Source organism: Aminobacter sp. LjRoot7 (assembly GCF_964252895.1).
GTDB classification, from domain to species: Bacteria; Pseudomonadota; Alphaproteobacteria; order Rhizobiales; family Rhizobiaceae; genus Aminobacter; species Aminobacter aminovorans_B.
In genome coordinates this window covers 64397-79545 of record NZ_CAXUPX020000013.1, presented here as the reverse complement: position 1 = coordinate 79545, position 15149 = coordinate 64397, and the positions used below count along the sequence as shown (strand labels likewise).

Genomic DNA, 15149 nt, shown 5'->3' with positions numbered 1-15149 from the left:
ACATTCTGCAACAAAGTGACATCATCGGTGATCACATCCTCTCCGGATGCTGCACGTCGATGTCGCCGAGATAGCTGACGACGGTGAAATGCGACGTCGCGGCGGTCAGCGCGCCGATCACGGCGACGATCACGGCGACACCGAGATAGCCGTTCACGCCGATGGCGAAGTTGCCGAACAGTGCGGTTGCCTGGTCGGCTTCCGGCGTCGCGAGATTGAGCGACGACCACCACGAAAAGATGATGAACACCACCACCGCGGCGACGCCTCCGGCGGCAGCGCCCTTCATGCCGGTGAGCAGGAAGTGGCGGCGGAATTCGCTGGCGATGAAATTGGCCTCGGCACCGACGAAGTGCAGCACCTCGATGATGTGGCCGTTGCCTGCCATGGCGCCGCGCGTCGCAAACACCACCGACAGCACTGTTGCCGCCAGCATCAGCACCAGAACGCCGGTGCCGATGGTGACAGTCGTGCGCGCCATCGCCACCAGCCGGTCGACCCAGGTGCGGTGATCGTCGAGCGTGGCGGTTGGCACCTTGGGCGTGATCGCCTGGCGCATCGCGCCGAAATCGGGCGGGCTGCTCTGGTCGATGGTGACGATCACCAGTCGCGGGACCGGCAGTTCGTCGATGTTCAGCCCCGAGCCTAGCCAGGGTTCGAGCAGGCGCGCGGTGGCCGCCCTGTCGACGATCTTGGTGCCGCTGACGCCGGCGAACTCGCTGGCGATGCGGGCTGCGGTCTCGAGCGCTGCCTCCATGTCGAGCCCTTCGGCAGGCTTGATCTGGATCGTTGCCTCGCGGGCGATCTGGTTTTCCCACACCGAGGCAGTGTCGCGCACAAGCGTCACCGCGCCCAGCGTCAGGCACGACAGGAAAGTCATGATGGCAATGACCAGCACCAACGCGCGGCCGGCGATGTTCTGCGACGGCACGATCGGCGCGGTCTTGCGCTGCATCCGCGGCGCCGGCTGCTGCTCATCCTCGAATTCGTCTTCGAACTCTTCGTCGTGGGCGCGGCTGTCGGCTTGGGCCTCAGTCATAGATGTCGAGCCTTCCGCCGGCGAGGATCATGCGCCGGGCGTCGACCTGGTCCATCAGGCCGAGATCGTGGGTGGCGATCACCACCGCGGTGCCAAGCCGGTTGAGCTCGATGAACAGCCTGAGCAGGCGCCGTGCCAGGGGTGGATCGACATTGCCGGTCGGTTCGTCGGCGAGCAGGATCTCGGGTTGCTCGATCAGCGCGCGGGCGATGGCGGCGCGCTGCTTCTCGCCGCCCGAAAGCACCGGCGGCAGTACATGCATGCGCTCGCCGAGGCCGACCCATTTGAGCAGTTCGGTGACGTCGGTGCGATAGCTTGCCTCCTCGCGCCCGCGCACGCGCAGCGGCAGCGCCACGTTCTCGTAGGTGGTCATGTGGTCGAGCAGGCGGAAATCCTGGAACACCACTCCGATGCGCCGGCGCATCAGCGGCAGCTCGGTGCGCGAGATGCGCGAGCGGTCCTTGCCGAAGACGCTGATCAGGCCGCGTGTCGGCTTGAGCGACAGGAAAAGCAGCCGCAGCAGGGTGGTTTTGCCCGCGCCCGAAGGCCCGCTCAGGAACTGGAACGAGCGCTCGGGGATGTGGAAGGAGATGTCACGCAGGATCTCCGGTCCCATCCCGTATCTGAGGCCGACATTCTCGAAGCGGATCACGTGCTGCAGACCTTGAACTTGCGAAACCCTGGGAACTTGCGAATCCACGGAGATTCATCGGGACCCTGGCTGCCCGTTTCCACGAAACGACCATGGGTCCGCATGGTTAACGGACGGTTAATTTTCCGTCCGGAATGGGGCGCCGAAGCACCTCGGTGGCGAAGCATTAACCATTTCCGTTTACCCCCTCTCGGCAGAATGTCTAAGGGGTCTGATGGCTGAGCAGCGGAAAGCACGCCCGGTTTCCGGCGAAATCATGACCGATGACGGCCGCGACACATCCGCCCAGCCCCAGCGTGCGCCTGCCTCAGACATCGTCGACGCCGATTTCGAGGTCGTGGCATCAGCCGATCGCCGAAACGAATCATTCGCTGCCCCGCCCGTCTTTGTCAGTCAGCCAGCCAATACGGGCGGAATGGAGATGCTGCGGCCAACGTCTTCGCGGCCCGACGCCGGGCCGGCGCGGGGCGGGCCGATCTTCTGGCTCTCCGGTATCTCCTTGGTGGCAATGGCGTTTTGGGTCGCCGGCGGGCACCAGGTGCTGCATGCGGCGGCATTTCCGCTGCCATGGCAGGCGCCCAGCCTGCGCCTTGCCGACGTCGTTTCGCGCATCGACAGCTCAGGCCGCAAGCCGCTGCTGCTGGTTGATGGTGCTGCCTTCAACGACGGAAACAGTGCGGCATCGCTGCCGCCGATCGTCATTGCCATCACCGGTGATGACGGCAAAGTCCTACGCTACAGGCTGGGGACAGGTGCCGTTCCGGTGGCAGCTGGCGCAAGATGGGACTTTTCGAGCCGGCTCGACGTGCCTATGAACGGGGTAAAGACCGTCACGGTCGCTTTCTCGGAATAGGATGCTGTCATGCCTGTTGTGCGCGACAAGGAAATCGAAGTGCTGTTCTCCGCCTCGGCGATCGCACGGCGCAATCTCGAACTCGCCAAGGACATCGCGGCGCACGACTACACCGACCTGCTGGTCATCTCGGTGCTGAAAGGCTCGTTCATCTTCGCTGCCGACCTGATCCGTGCGATGCACGATGTCGGCCTGTCGCCGGAAGTCGAGTTCATCTTCATCTCCAGCTACGGCGCCGGCACGACCAGCGGCGAGGTCCGCGTGCTGCGTGACATCGACAACGAGGTCGCCGGCCGCGACGTTCTGCTGATCGACGACATTCTCGAATCGGGCAAGACGCTGAAGTTCACCCGCGAACTGATGATGTCGCGCGGCGCCAAGAGCTGCTCGATCGCCGTGCTGCTCGACAAGCGCATGCGCCGCAAGACCGATCTCAATGCTGACTATGTCGGCTTCGATTGCCCGGACTATTTCGTCGTTGGCTACGGCATGGACGTGGCGCACGCCTTCCGCGAATTGCCCTTCGTCGGCGTGGTCAAGGGCGAGGCCTGACAGGCTGCCGATCACAAATTTTGCGGCATTCAGAAATCGTCAACCAGTCGCGGCAAATATCGCCGCCATGGCAAAACTTCTGATCGTTGAGGACGATGAGTCCGTCCGCACTCTCGCTGCCCGCGCGCTCGAACGCGCCGGCCACAAGGTCGATGTCGCTTGCGACGGCGCCGAAGGACTCGACTGCATCCATGCGGCGCGCGGCGGCTACGACCTCGTTGTCTCCGACATCCGCATGCCGGAGATGGACGGCATCGAGATGGCGCAGAATGCGGCGCGCGCCTATCCGGGGCTCCCGATCCTGCTCATGACCGGCTATGCTGACCAGCGCGAACGCGCCGAGGAACTCGACGCGATCATCATCGATGTCGTGCAGAAGCCGTTCACGCTGTCGGACATTCGCGACCGCGTCTCGCTGGCGCTTGCGTCTCAGTCGACGGTGGCGCTCGCCGGCGCTGCCTGAGACGTCCGCGTCCCGACATTGAGCGCGAAGATGCCGGCGCCGACGATCAGCAGCGCGCCGATCACCGTGCCCGAGCCGGGCACTTCGGCGAAGAACAGGAAGCCCCACAGCGGCGCCCACAACAGCCCGGTATATTCGAACGTCGCCGCCTTGTTGGCAGGCGTCAGCCGGTAGGCCTGGCCAAGCAGCACCATGCCGACCGCGGCGATGATCCCGCAGGCACCCATCATCAGGAAATCGCGCAGGCTCGGCCAGATCCAAGGCCGCATCAGGAAATCGAGGCTTGGGTGTCCGGTCTGCTGGAAGCCGGTGGCTGAGAAAACCATGGTGATTAGCACCGCGCCAAGGAGGTAAGCGGCGTTCTGGTAGAAGGCCATCGTCGTGGCGCTTTCCGCCACGCCGACCTTGCGCGCCATCAACTGCGAGAAGCTGTAGAGAAACGCCGAGACCAGCGACAGCAAGGCCGCCCATTCGAAGATGCCGGCGCCGGGATTGACCATCACAATCACGCCGAGCAGGCCAACGGTACCGGCGGCAAGGCTTTGCCACGGCAGCCGCTCGCCGAGATAGGGACCAGCCATGGTCATGATCAGCAGCGGCGCCAGGAAGAAGAGCGCTGCCGCGTCGGCAATCGGCAAAGCCGGGATCGCTAGATAGTAGGCGCAATAGGACACGAACAGAATCGACGAGCGCGTGGCCAGGAAGCGCCAGTTGGGCGAGGCGAGTGCCGACAGGCCGACATCGCGATGGACGATCACCAGCAGGATCGGCAGCGCCACCACGGCGCGGATCAGCAGCGCCTCGCTGACCGGGTAGGTGCCGGCCACGGCCTTGATCAGCGCGTCCTGGATCGAAAACACCAGCACGCCCAGGCAAAGGCAAAGGATGCCGAGAAGCGTTCTGTTGTGCATGGTGCAGGGATGCTCGCCTGAGAGGTCGTCCGGCTCGTTGTACCTTGAGATCGGGCGGCGCGAGAGCGCTTGTCGGCGCCTCCTGTTGGGCCAGCGGCCGATAGCGCCAGGCCCCCGATTGTCAGAGCGATCCGCCAAAAAAATACCCGCCGGCAAAGTCGCGGCGGGTGAAAGTGAGGACGGTTTTACCAGTCCGCAGCCGCATCTCTTACGGCCACCTTCCAATGGGTAGCGGGACTATTCCCCGCCGTTTGACACGATGCAAACGAATTGGAATGATGACAGTCATTAGATTTTCTCATGGCTGAAAACGTTTTCATGACCGCACGCCTCGACAGCGACCTGTTGCGCACCTTTCTCGCGGTGGCCGAGAGCGGCAATTTCACCCGCGCGGCCGAGGGCGTCGGCCGTACCCAGTCGGCTATCAGCATGCAGATCAAGCGCCTCGAGGAGGTTGTCGGCGAGGTGCTGTTCGAGCGCGGCGCGCGTGGTGTTACGCTGACCGAGCGTGGCACCGAGCTTGTCGGCAATGCCCGCCGGATCGTTGCCTTGCTTGATGAAACAGCGTCGGCGATGCGCGCGGCACCACTCGGCGGACCGGTCCGGATCGGCATCCCCGAGGAGTACGGACAGCCCGTCCTGTCGCGCGCGCTGGGCGCCTTCGCCAAACGCCATTCGCAAGTGGAGGTAACGGTGCGGTTCGGCTATTCGGTCACCCAGCTTGCCGCGCTCGCGGCCGGCGAACTCGACCTTGCCGTGGTCTTCGAGTGGCAATTTCCTTCGGGCGCCGAAGTCCTGATGAATGACCCGACCGTCTGGGTGACCTCCATTCACCACAACCTCCATCTGGAGCGGCCGCTCCCAGTCGCCATGTACACCCGTCACGGCTGGTCGCGGGAATATGCGCTTCGCTCGCTGGAGCAGCGCGGCATCGACTACCGCTTCGCCTACACCAGCGACACCACCAACGGGCTTTCCCTTGCCGTCACCGCAGGCCTGGCGCTGGCGCCGATGGCGCGCAGCAACATTCCCCTGGATTGCCGCGAGCTGACCGAGGCCGAAGGCTTCGGGCCGATCGACACGACGCGGGTCGTTATGCATCGCAATCCGCGCGCCAACAGCGAAGCCGTCGACGCCATGGCCGATGCCATCAGGGATGCCTTCCATCAGCGGCGCTGATTGCTGAAATCAGGCGATATCCTGCCAGCTCTCCTGACAAAAGGCTGTCAGGAGGCCAATGTTATGCAGGCGGCATCCCTGAAATGAGGAGGAAGTGATGATCACCTTCTACCACGCGCCATGGTCTCGCGCGTCCAACATGCTGTGGCTGCTCGAGGAGCTCGGTACACCCTACACGATCGAGAAGGTCGACATCCGTGCGCCTGGCGGGGTGCCCGAAGAGTACCGTTCGATCCAGCCCAACAAAAAGGTACCGGCGATCATCCATGACGGCGTTCTGGTCACCGAGCGCGCGGCGATCTGCACCTATCTCTGCGATGTCTTCCCCGAGGCCGGACTTGCGCCTGCCATAGGCGACAAGCTGCGCGCGCCCTACCTGACCTGGCTGGTCTACGCCGACTCGGTGTTCGACCCGGTCCTTGCGGCCAAGGCGCATGGCCACGAATTCATGGGCGGCGGTTATTCCTACGGTTCGTTCAGCGAGATGGTCGACAATCTCGAAAAGACCTTGTCGTCGCGTCCCTACATCGCTGGCGACCGCTTCACCGCGGCCGACACCCAGATCGGCGGCGGCATCAATTTCGGCATCCGCGTGCTGAAGACGCTGCCCGAGAAACCGGTGTTCCTGGACTATGTCGAGCGTTTGGCAGCCCGCCCCGCCTTCCAGCGGGCGAGCCAGAAAGATTTTGCGATGGCGCAAGAGGCGGGCATGGTTCCGGGCTGAAGCCGGGGAGGGGTGAGTGCGACCTCCGCTTGGATTTTGGGCTCGCGATTCTTCACACCCCCCTCTCTCCTGCCGGACATCTCCCCCGCAAGGGGGAGATCACGCCGTCATCAACCCCACAGCCAATCGCCACCACTGCAATAGCGAGTTCTTACGGCGTCACAGGATGAGCACGCCGGCGACGAGACTAATCTCCCCCCTTGCGGGGGAGATGTCCGCAGGACAGAGGGGGGTGTGACGGAGCGCGAGGGATCGAGGTAAGGCCGCGGACCACCTGGCAGCCACCTCCCGCCTACTTCAGCTCCAGCAACCGCTCGAGATAACTCCGCTCCAGCTCAGGGCTCAGCGCATTGCCGAGGCGCTTGCGGATGGCGTCGAGGATCTGGCGGGCGCGCTGCACGTCGATCTCGTCGGGCACCTTGACCGAGTCGCCGAAGTCGGGACCGGTCGTGGCGCGCGGACGGCCGAGCGGGTCGCGGTCGGCATTCTGCTGGCGGCCGCCTTCGCCGCTGCCGCCCTGGTCGCCCTGCATGGCCTGCATCTGCTGGATCATGTCCTGGGCGCCCTGGCGCAGCGCTTCGAGCGCGCGGCCCTGATGGCCGACGGCACGGTCACCTTCGCCCTTGCCGAGCGAGCCCTCGGCCTGGTTCATCGATTCACCCGCGTCGCCAAAGCCCTTGCCCGGCTTGATGCCGAGGCCCTCGAGGCCCTTCATCAGCGCTTCGAGGTCCTTTTCCAGCTGGCCCTGGCCCTGCTGCAGCTGCTTCAGCGCGTCGGCGAACTCCTGCGGCGTCATCGGCCGGCCCTGCTGGCCCTTGTTTTGCTGGCCTTGGCCTTGCTCGCCCTGTTGCTGCTGCTGGCCGGGGTCGCCGTTCTCGCCGAACGGATCGCTTTGCTCGCCCTGCTGCCCGCGCTGCATCTGGTCGAGGCGGAAGGTCTCGTTCATCATCTCCTGCTGGCGCCGCATGATCTCGCCAAGCTTGTCCATCTGCTGGCGCATCTCGGAGTTCTGCTGGCCCTGCTGTCCTTGCTGGCGCTTGCCGGCCTGCAGGTTGTTCATCATGTCCTGCAACTGCGACAGCAGCTCGCGCGCCTGGTCGCGGTTGCCTGACTTGGCCAGGTTCTCGATCTGGTCGAGCATGCGCTGCAGGTCGCTCTGGCGCAGTTCCTGGGCCGGCGACTGGTTCTGGGCGGTCTGGTTCTGCTGGTTACGTTCGGCGAATTCGCGCAGGAAGTCGTTCATCGCCTGGCGCAGCTCGGCCATTAGCTTGTCGATTTCCTCGTCGCTGGCGCCGCGTTCGAGCGCGTCCTGCAAGGCCTGCTGGGCCTGGCGCAGGCGCTTTTCCGCAGCCGACAGATCGCCGTCCTCAATGCCGAGCGCCACCTGCCAGAGATAGGTCACCACCTCGCGCAGCTGGTCGTCTGAGCTGGCCATCTTGAGTCGCGTGCGGGCGCTCATCAGCGCGAGGTAATGCGAGAGATTGTCGATGGTGTCTTCGGGCCTGAGCGTGATCGCGTCCATCAGGTCGAGCACGTGCCGCTTGGCGTTGGCGTCGAGCGCCAGCAATCGCCGCTGTTCGATCACCGCCCGGGCGAGCGGGTTGGTGAACGGCTTTTCGGGCAAGATGATAGTCTTGGTCTCGCTCTTGGCTTCCTGGCCGGCGTCGTCGGTGGCATGCAGGGTGAGCTTCACCGAAGTTCCGGCCCAGACATGCTCGGTCAGGTCGCGCGTCGCCTTGACCGGCTTCTTGGCCGTACCGCGGCGTGGCAGGGACAGCGGCATTTCGGGCGGGCCATAGAGTGGACGGGCATCGGGCGACTGTGCGTCTGCAAGGGCGAAGTCGGCCTTGGCGGAGGCCGCGCCATAGTCGTCCTCGATGTTGTAAGTCAGTTCCAGCGTGCCATTGACGGCGCGCTTGGGCTCGCCCGCGAAGCTGATCTTCGGCGCGCTGTCGGGAATGACGGTGAAGGCCCAGCTGTCGAGCTCGTCGTCGCCGGATTTCAGCGTCAGCGTTCCCTCGGCGGTGAGCTTGTCGGCAAACTGCCTGACGGTCGCTACCGGCCCCGTAGCAACTGGCGTCGCTGCGTCCGTCTTGACGCCGTTCGGGGCTATGTCGCGCACGGTGCCTGCGGCGTCGATGAAAGCGAGCGTTTCGTCACCCGCGCCCCCGGTCACGCGCAGCGACAGTTCGCTGCCCTCGGGCACGTTGATGACAGGAGCATCCTTGCTGGCATCGGCAGTCAGGAAGATCGGCGCCTTGCCGGTATAGGTCGGCGGCGTCACCCAGGCGTCGATGCGCGGCGGCACAGTGTCATGCGCCGCATGCGCCCGGAAGGCGTCGCCGAGGCGGCCGCCGGTCGGGCCGAAGGAAAAGGCAAAGGCGCAGACGAACAGCAAGGCAGCTGCGGCGCGAAGCGCCCAAGGGTCGCGTTCCGGCACACGCGTCCGGGGCAGGTCGCCGCCAAGGGTGCCGAGCCGTTCGGCCATGCGCTTCTGGTGCTCGCGCCACAAGGCATCGGCGAAGCTGTCCGGTCGGCCCGAAGGGCGATCGGTCTGGACCTGCACCGGGGTGTGCAGCAATTGGTTGGCGCGTTCGAGGCGGTTATCTATCTCGGCCCAGGTCGGCAGGCGGAAAAAGCGCAATGGATAGACAGAGGCCAATGCAGCCGCAGCGAAGGCTGCGGCCAGCGCCAGTCGCGCCATGTCGGGCAGGACCCGGAACAGGCCGAGCCAGGACAGGCTGACGAACAGGCTGGCAACGACGATCAGCGGCAGCACCAGCGGCCAGCCGCGCTCGACGATCATGGCCGTGGCGATGGCCAAGCGCGTCCTGCCCAGGCTGGCGGCAATGCTACGATGCAGCGCTGGTCGTGTCGGTTCTGTCATCGGCCCTTCCGCTTGGGCGGCGCGGGATGCAGCCACCCTGCCTCTGGCAGAATACCATCAATCGCGGCGAAGGCGAGGCGACCAACGTAATCGTGAAGCTCAACGCACAGCACTTCCAGAGGAAGTACAAGGAACGCCGTAGAATTGCCGATCCGTCCTCAGGACGTCGCGCTGCCGTCAGGCGAGCCAGTCGGGCACGGAATCGAGGCCGATCAGCTCTTCATAGGTCCGGCGCTGGCGCACGACATGGAAACGGTCGCCGTCGACCAGCACCTCGGGCACCAGAAGCCGCGTGTTGTAGGTGCCTGCCTGCACTGCGCCATAGGCGCCGGCCGTGCCGACGGCGATCAGGTCGCCGGCCTTCAGCTTGGGCAGGTCGCGGTCGAGGCCGAGATAGTCGCCGGTCTCGCAGACCGGTCCGACGATGTCGACCGTCATGCGCTGTGCATTGGCCGCCGGCTGCACCACCGGGCGGATGTCGTGATAGGCGTCGTAGAGTGTCGGCCTGATCAGGTCGTTCATCGCCGCGTCGACGATGAGGAAGTTCTTGGCGTCGCCTTCCTTCACGAAGATGACCTCCGACACCAGGATGCCGGCATTGCCGACGATCAGCCGGCCCGGTTCGAACATTACCTTGAGGCCGAGCTTGCCGACACGCTTGTGCACGATCTGGGCATAGGCGTCGGGCAAAGGCGGCGGATTGTTGTCGGTCTTGTAGGGAATGCCGAGGCCGCCGCCGAGGTCGACATGGTCGATCTCGTGGCCGTCCGCCTTGAGCGTTTCCACCAGCTCGGCCATCAGCGCAAAGGCGTCGTCGAAAGGCTGCAGCTCGGTGATCTGGCTGCCGATATGCATGTCGATGCCGGTCACCTTGATACCGGGCAGGGCGGCCGCGCGCGCATAGGCCTCGCGCGCCCTCTGGCGCGGGATGCCGAACTTGTTTTCGGCGAGGCCGGTCGAGATCTTCTTGTGCGTCTTGGCGTCGACATCGGGGTTGATGCGCAGCGACACCGGTGCCGTCTTGCCGTTGGCGACAGCGCGGGCCGACAGCAGTTCCAGTTCCGGCTCGGATTCGACGTTGAAGCAGAGGATACCGGCCTGCAGCGCGAAGTCCATTTCGCGCGCCGTCTTGCCGACGCCCGAAAACACGATCTTCTCAGCCGGGATGCCGGCAGCCAGCGCGCGTCGCATTTCGCCTTCCGAAACCGTGTCGGCGCCGGCGCCGAGCCTTGCCAGCGTCTTCAGCACTGCCTGGTTCGAGTTGGCCTTGAGCGCGTAGCAGACCAGCGAGTCGAGATCGGCGAACGCCTTGGAGAAGACCTGGAAATGGCGCGTCAGTGTCGCGGTCGAGTAGCAGTAGAACGGCGTGCCGACGGCAGCGGCGATATCGGTCAGCGCCACGTCTTCGGCGTGGAGGACGCCGTCACGATAGTCGAAATGGTTCACGGCAGCATGCTTTCGAAAATGGGATGCGGCTCAGAGCAGCGGGTCGAGGATGAAGGGCTTGTCCTCAACTGGTTTCACCGGCGCCGGGCCAGCCGGCTGACCAGCCTTCTGGGCATCCTTCTGCGCCTGCACGGCAGCATCATAAGGGGTGTCGAGGTCGCCCTTGCGGCCGCAGGCCGAAACCATGCCAACCGCCGCAATCAGCCCGAGCGTCACCAGAATCCTGCCAGCGGTCATGTTCCATCCGTCCGCGAAAATTTCCCCGCCGCTTGTAGCGGAGATTCTTGGGCTTTGCACCCCGGCAATCACACGCCGCGCTGTCTTCAGCTATTCGTCCAGTCGATTAATATAAAAACCGAATTCCGACGCCGGATCAAAGTGAAAACTTCCGGCGCTTTTGGGACTGGCCGAGCTATGCCGTTCTTTTTCGCTGTCTGCTATTGCGATCAGAAGTTCGCCCAACAGACGCAGTGCTTGGTGGGGGCCCTGGATGAGGATGAGTGGGTCGGCCGCCTCTTCCTCACTTTCGTTCGGAAGGAGCGACAGGCTTAGCTTGGCCTTGCCTTGATTGGCATGCCTTTCAAAGATGTCGTCGGTTCCCATCAGACCTCAGGCCTTGGTTAGCCGTTTCTTCCAGTAGCGAACCTGCTTCTTGACCTCTGCTGGTGCGGTGCCACCGAAGGACGTGCGGCTCTTCACCGAGTTCTGCACCGACAGAACCGAGAAGATGTCGTCGGTGATGCCGTCATGGATCGACTTGAGGTCCTCCAGCGCGAGCTTTTCGAGCCCGACCTTCTTGCTCTCGGCCAGCGCCACGGCGCGGCCGGTGACGTGATGGGCCTCGCGGAACGGCATGCCAAGCGTGCGCACCAGCCAATCAGCGAGGTCGGTTGCGGTTGAGTAGCCCGAGCCGGCGGCCTTCCTCATCGCCTGCTCGTTGATCGTCATGTCGCCGACCATGCCGGTCATCGCGGCCAGCATCAGGTCGAGCGTCTCGGCAGCGTCGAACACCGCTTCCTTGTCTTCCTGCATGTCCTTGGAATAGGTCAGCGGCAGGCCCTTCATCACGGTCAGCAGGCCGATCAGGTGGCCGTTGACGCGGCCGGTCTTGGCGCGCACCAGCTCTGCGGCGTCGGGGTTCTTCTTCTGCGGCATGATCGACGAGCCGGTGGAGAAACTGTCCGACAGGCGCACGAAGCCGAACTGCGGCGTCGACCAGATGACGATCTCTTCAGCGAGGCGCGACATGTGCGTCGCGCAGATCGCGGCAATCGACAGGAACTCCAGCGCATAGTCGCGGTCCGAGACGCTGTCGAGCGAGTTGCGGGTCGGCTCACGGAAGCCGAGCGCCTTGGCCGTCTTGAAGCGGTCGATCGGGAAGCCGGTGCCGGCGAGTGCTGCCGCACCCAGCGGGCTTTCATTCATGCGTTCGATGGCGTCGCGCACGCGGCTCAAATCGCGGGCGAACATCTCGACATAGGCCATGCAATGGTGGCCGAAGGTCACCGGCTGCGCCGTCTGCAGATGGGTGAAGCCGGGCATGACGGTCGATGCATGCTGCTCGGCGCGTTCGAGGAAGGCCGCAATCAGCCCCTTCAGCGCTTCAGCGACGCGGTGGAACTCGTCCTTGACCCAGAGCCGGAAGTCGACGGCCACCTGGTCGTTGCGCGAGCGCGCGGTGTGCAGGCGCCCTGCGGAGGGGCCGATCAGTTCGGCGAGACGCGACTCGACATTCATGTGGATGTCTTCGAGCCGGGTCGAGAAGGCGAACTTGCCGTCCTCGATTTCTCGCAGGATCGTGTTCAGGCCGTGAGCGATTTTCTGTTGATCGTCAGCCGAAATAATGCCCGTTTCCGCCAGCATCTCGGAGTGGGCGACGGAACCTCGGATGTCCTGGGCATACAGCTTCTTGTCGAAGCCGATCGAGGCGTTGATCGCTTCCATGATCGCAGCCGGGCCCGAGGCAAAACGTCCGCCCCACATCTGGTTGCTGGCCTTCTTGTCGCTCATCGTGATACCCGGGCTCCGGAGAAAATTGATTAGATGTCGGACCGCAGAAAAATGTTTCCAGCCCCACGCCATATACTGATTGCCGCCGTTGCGGGCGTGATCGCTGGCGCGGTCGCGGTATATGTCAGCACGACCCTTCCTGGCAACAAGACGCCGCAGCCGACAGTCGCCGCCGACACCAGCTCTGCCAGCCCCGCCGACAAGCTGTGCGCGGCGAAGGCTGAAAAGGCCAAGGCCGTGGGTGCCGCCGCCGTTGGCCATGTTGCGGCGATGATGCCGGCCGACCCGCCGCAGTCGCTGAAGACGCTCGCCTTCAACGATCCCGACGGCAAGCCGATGACCATCGCCGACCATGCCGGCCGCACGCTTTTGGTCAATCTGTGGGCCACTTGGTGCGCGCCGTGCCGTGCCGAGATGCCGGCGCTCGATGCGCTGGAACGCGAGATGGGCGGCGAGGAGTTCGAGGTCGTTGCCATCAATGTCGACACCGGCGACGACACCAAGCCGAAGAAGTTCCTGGAAGAAACCGGCGTCTCCTCGCTCGGTCACTACCGCGACAACACGCTCGCCGTGTTCAACGACCTGAAGAAGCGCGGTCTAGCGCTCGGCCTGCCTGTCACGCTCTTGATCGACGGCGAAGGCTGCCTGCTCGCCAACATGAACGGCCCCGCCGAATGGGCCAGCCCCGACGCCAGGAAGCTGATCGAGGCCGCGCTCGCCAAATAAGGCCTGCGTGTCCACACACGTTTATCATTTCGTGATTGCAATTCCAGATTGCATGATTTGAGCGCGCATTTTCGTGGGTTTCATCCGCGAAGGGTGCCTCGTGGTACGTTCATTCCATTTCTAGCCTTTCATTAGCCGGCGCCGCTGGCAGTTGAGATGAGTCTAATTCTCGGCAAATTTCTTTCGTTTTCTGGAAAAGCGAAAGCTTGTCATGAGGTTGTGGAGAAAGCGAAATCGAAGCGCGCCAAATGCGACCTTCATACGATCGCTACAAAACTGTTGTGGCGCTGTCATAATCCGACAATACTGCTCCTCGCGGAACTAAACATTTCGCCAACCAGAACGGGAGCGAGACATGAAGACCCTAGGCTTTGCGGCCGGTGTTGCCGCCACCATGACGCTGTTGTCCAGCACCTCCGCCTTCGCCGTCACCGAGATTTCCTGGTGGCACGCCATGACCGGCGCGAACAACGAGGTCGTCAATCAGCTTTCCGAAGAATTCAACAAGAGCCAGAGCGACTACAAGATCGTTCCGGTTTTCAAGGGCACCTATCCCGAGACGCTGAACGCCGGCATTGCCGCCTTCCGCGCCAAGCAGCCGCCGGCGATCATGCAGGTCTTCGATGCCGGCACGGGCACGATGATGGGTGCCGAAGGCGCCATCAAGCCGGTCGCCGAGATCCTGTCGATGGGCGGCCAGGCCTTCGACAAGAGCCAATATCTGCCGGGCATCGTCGCCTATTACTCGAAGCCTGACGGCACCATGCTGTCGTTCCCCTACAACTCGTCCTCGCCGATCCTCTACTACAACAAGGACATCTTCCAGAAAGCCGGCCTCGACGTCGACAATCCGCCCAAGACCTGGGGCGAAGTCTGGGACGCTGCCAAGAAGATCAAGTCGAGCGGTGCGGCCCCTTGCGGCTTCACCTCGACCTGGCTGACCTGGATCCACACCGAGAATTTCGCTGCCTGGAACAACCTGTCCTACGGCAGCAATGAAAACGGCATCGGCGGCACCGACGTCGAGCTCAAGATCAACGCGCCTGCCTTCGTCAAGCACTTCCAGGAGCTCGCCGACCTCGCCAAGGACGGCACCTTCAAGTATGGCGGCCGCACTTCAGAAGCCAAGCAGATCTTCCTCGCCGGCGAATGCGGCATCTTCACCGAATCCTCGGGCGGTCTCGGTGACATCGTCAAGTCGGGCATGAACTACGGCACCGGCCAGCTGCCCTACGAGGCGGACGCTGCGGGTGCGCCGCAGAACACCATCCCGGGCGGCGCTTCGCTCTGGGTCTTCGCCGGCCTGCCGGAAGAGCAGTACAAGGGCGTTGCCGCCTTCTTCAACTTCCTGTCGCAGACGCCGATCCAGGCCCGCCTGCACCAGGTGTCGGGCTACCTGCCGGTCACGCTCGCTGCCTATGAGGAGACCAAGAAGTCGGGCTTCTACGACAAGAACCCGGCCCGCGAGATTCCGATCAAGCAGATGATGGGCAAGGCGCCGACCGAAAACTCGAAGGGTGTGCGCCTCGTCAACCTTCCGCAGGTCCGCGACATCGAGAACGAAGAGCTCGAAAAGATGCTCGCTGGCCAGCAGACCGCCCAGCAGGCGCTCGACAACGTCGTCACGCGCGGCAACAAGGCGATCCAGGAAGCGATCGGTAACTGATCCCGTTCGTCTGCCCGGAATTGCCCATCACCCTTACCCTC

Annotated in this window: 15 protein-coding genes; 7 read left to right on the top strand and 8 right to left on the bottom strand. The window is 63.9% G+C overall.

Annotated elements, in window-relative coordinates; all coding sequences use genetic code 11:
• Positions 1-31: 31 nt before the first annotated feature.
• Positions 32-1039 carry a cell division protein FtsX gene (locus ACSQ3E_RS27160; protein WP_436125043.1) on the bottom strand — a complete coding sequence of 336 codons (1008 nt, stop codon included), beginning with the start codon at positions 1037-1039 and terminating at the stop codon, positions 32-34.
• On the bottom strand, positions 1032-1691 hold the full coding sequence (gene ftsE, locus ACSQ3E_RS27155) for a cell division ATP-binding protein FtsE (RefSeq protein WP_067957659.1): 660 nt from the start codon (positions 1689-1691) through the stop codon (positions 1032-1034). The genes ACSQ3E_RS27160 and ftsE overlap by 8 nt, the downstream gene beginning before the upstream one ends.
• A gap of 256 nt (positions 1692-1947) precedes the next feature.
• Here ftsE and ACSQ3E_RS27150 point away from each other — a divergent pair, with 256 nt between their 5' ends.
• The 3 genes from ACSQ3E_RS27150 to ACSQ3E_RS27140 all read left to right on the top strand — a co-directional run bounded on the left by ACSQ3E_RS27150 (position 1948) and on the right by ACSQ3E_RS27140 (position 3559).
• Positions 1948-2544, top strand: coding sequence for a hypothetical protein (locus ACSQ3E_RS27150; RefSeq protein WP_436125042.1), 597 nt, complete (start codon positions 1948-1950; stop codon positions 2542-2544).
• 9 nt (positions 2545-2553) lie between these two features.
• On the top strand, positions 2554-3096 hold the full coding sequence (gene hpt / locus ACSQ3E_RS27145; protein ID WP_436125041.1) for a hypoxanthine phosphoribosyltransferase: 543 nt from the start codon (positions 2554-2556) through the stop codon (positions 3094-3096).
• Between the two features lie 67 nt (positions 3097-3163).
• On the top strand, positions 3164-3559 hold the full coding sequence (locus tag ACSQ3E_RS27140; RefSeq protein WP_310328161.1) for a response regulator: 396 nt from the start codon (positions 3164-3166) through the stop codon (positions 3557-3559).
• On the opposite strand, the gene ACSQ3E_RS27135 is transcribed toward ACSQ3E_RS27140, so the two are convergent.
• The gene (locus tag ACSQ3E_RS27135; protein WP_436125040.1) at positions 3526-4470 is read right to left on the bottom strand and encodes a DMT family transporter; all 945 of its coding nucleotides are present in this window, start codon (positions 4468-4470) and stop codon (positions 3526-3528) included. The genes ACSQ3E_RS27140 and ACSQ3E_RS27135 overlap by 34 nt on opposite strands.
• Positions 4471-4788: 318 nt before the next feature.
• Here ACSQ3E_RS27135 and ACSQ3E_RS27130 point away from each other — a divergent pair, with 318 nt between their 5' ends.
• Together ACSQ3E_RS27130 and ACSQ3E_RS27125 are read left to right on the top strand one after the other, a co-directional pair.
• Positions 4789-5649, top strand: a complete 861-nt coding sequence (locus ACSQ3E_RS27130) for a LysR substrate-binding domain-containing protein (protein ID WP_310328342.1) — start codon at positions 4789-4791, stop codon at positions 5647-5649.
• A gap of 97 nt (positions 5650-5746) precedes the next feature.
• A complete protein-coding gene (locus tag ACSQ3E_RS27125) occupies positions 5747-6373 on the top strand; it encodes a glutathione S-transferase family protein (RefSeq protein ID WP_310328165.1) in 627 nt (208 codons plus the stop codon).
• Positions 6374-6665: 292 nt separating this feature from the next.
• On the opposite strand, the gene ACSQ3E_RS27120 is transcribed toward ACSQ3E_RS27125, so the two are convergent.
• The 5 genes from ACSQ3E_RS27120 to argH all read right to left on the bottom strand — a co-directional run bounded on the left by ACSQ3E_RS27120 (position 6666) and on the right by argH (position 12716).
• A complete protein-coding gene (locus tag ACSQ3E_RS27120) occupies positions 6666-9260 on the bottom strand; it encodes a TIGR02302 family protein (protein ID WP_436125039.1) in 2595 nt (864 codons plus the stop codon).
• Positions 9261-9437: 177 nt separating this feature from the next.
• Positions 9438-10706, bottom strand: a complete 1269-nt coding sequence (gene lysA, locus ACSQ3E_RS27115) for a diaminopimelate decarboxylase (RefSeq protein ID WP_436125038.1) — start codon at positions 10704-10706, stop codon at positions 9438-9440.
• 30 nt (positions 10707-10736) lie between these two features.
• Positions 10737-10943, bottom strand: a complete 207-nt coding sequence (lptM, locus tag ACSQ3E_RS27110) for an LPS translocon maturation chaperone LptM (RefSeq protein ID WP_310328174.1) — start codon at positions 10941-10943, stop codon at positions 10737-10739.
• 90 nt (positions 10944-11033) lie between these two features.
• Positions 11034-11309 (bottom strand): hypothetical protein, encoded by a 276-nt coding sequence (locus ACSQ3E_RS27105; protein ID WP_436125037.1) that lies wholly within the window; start codon positions 11307-11309, stop codon positions 11034-11036.
• Between the two features lie 6 nt (positions 11310-11315).
• Positions 11316-12716, bottom strand: coding sequence for an argininosuccinate lyase (argH, locus tag ACSQ3E_RS27100; RefSeq protein ID WP_436125036.1), 1401 nt, complete (start codon positions 12714-12716; stop codon positions 11316-11318).
• 33 nt (positions 12717-12749) lie between these two features.
• Here argH and tlpA point away from each other — a divergent pair, with 33 nt between their 5' ends.
• Both tlpA and ugpB read left to right on the top strand, forming a co-directional pair.
• Positions 12750-13442 (top strand): thiol:disulfide interchange protein TlpA, encoded by a 693-nt coding sequence (tlpA, locus tag ACSQ3E_RS27095; RefSeq protein WP_436125035.1) that lies wholly within the window; start codon positions 12750-12752, stop codon positions 13440-13442.
• 355 nt (positions 13443-13797) lie between these two features.
• A complete protein-coding gene (gene ugpB, locus ACSQ3E_RS27090; protein ID WP_436125034.1) occupies positions 13798-15108 on the top strand; it encodes a sn-glycerol-3-phosphate ABC transporter substrate-binding protein UgpB in 1311 nt (436 codons plus the stop codon).
• The last annotated feature ends 41 nt before the right edge of the window (positions 15109-15149 follow it).

Excerpts from the sequence above, each read along its gene's own strand:
- ACSQ3E_RS27160 (WP_436125043.1), bottom strand. The coding sequence starts at position 1,039 with ATGACTGAGGCCCAAGCCGACAGCCGCGCCCACGACGAAGAGTTCGAA.
- ACSQ3E_RS27130 (WP_310328342.1), top strand. The coding sequence starts at position 4,789 with ATGACCGCACGCCTCGACAGCGACCTGTTGCGCACCTTTCTCGCGGTG.
- ACSQ3E_RS27140 (WP_310328161.1), top strand. The coding sequence starts at position 3,164 with ATGGCAAAACTTCTGATCGTTGAGGACGATGAGTCCGTCCGCACTCTC.
- ACSQ3E_RS27150 (WP_436125042.1), top strand. The coding sequence starts at position 1,948 with ATGACCGATGACGGCCGCGACACATCCGCCCAGCCCCAGCGTGCGCCT.
- tlpA (WP_436125035.1), top strand. The coding sequence starts at position 12,750 with ATGTCGGACCGCAGAAAAATGTTTCCAGCCCCACGCCATATACTGATT.
- hpt (WP_436125041.1), top strand. The coding sequence starts at position 2,554 with ATGCCTGTTGTGCGCGACAAGGAAATCGAAGTGCTGTTCTCCGCCTCG.
- ACSQ3E_RS27125 (WP_310328165.1), top strand. The coding sequence starts at position 5,747 with ATGATCACCTTCTACCACGCGCCATGGTCTCGCGCGTCCAACATGCTG.
- argH (WP_436125036.1), bottom strand. The coding sequence starts at position 12,716 with ATGAGCGACAAGAAGGCCAGCAACCAGATGTGGGGCGGACGTTTTGCC.
- ACSQ3E_RS27120 (WP_436125039.1), bottom strand. The coding sequence starts at position 9,260 with ATGACAGAACCGACACGACCAGCGCTGCATCGTAGCATTGCCGCCAGC.
- lptM (WP_310328174.1), bottom strand. The coding sequence starts at position 10,943 with ATGACCGCTGGCAGGATTCTGGTGACGCTCGGGCTGATTGCGGCGGTT.
- ugpB (WP_436125034.1), top strand. The coding sequence starts at position 13,798 with ATGAAGACCCTAGGCTTTGCGGCCGGTGTTGCCGCCACCATGACGCTG.
- ACSQ3E_RS27135 (WP_436125040.1), bottom strand. The coding sequence starts at position 4,470 with ATGCACAACAGAACGCTTCTCGGCATCCTTTGCCTTTGCCTGGGCGTG.
- ACSQ3E_RS27105 (WP_436125037.1), bottom strand. The coding sequence starts at position 11,309 with ATGGGAACCGACGACATCTTTGAAAGGCATGCCAATCAAGGCAAGGCC.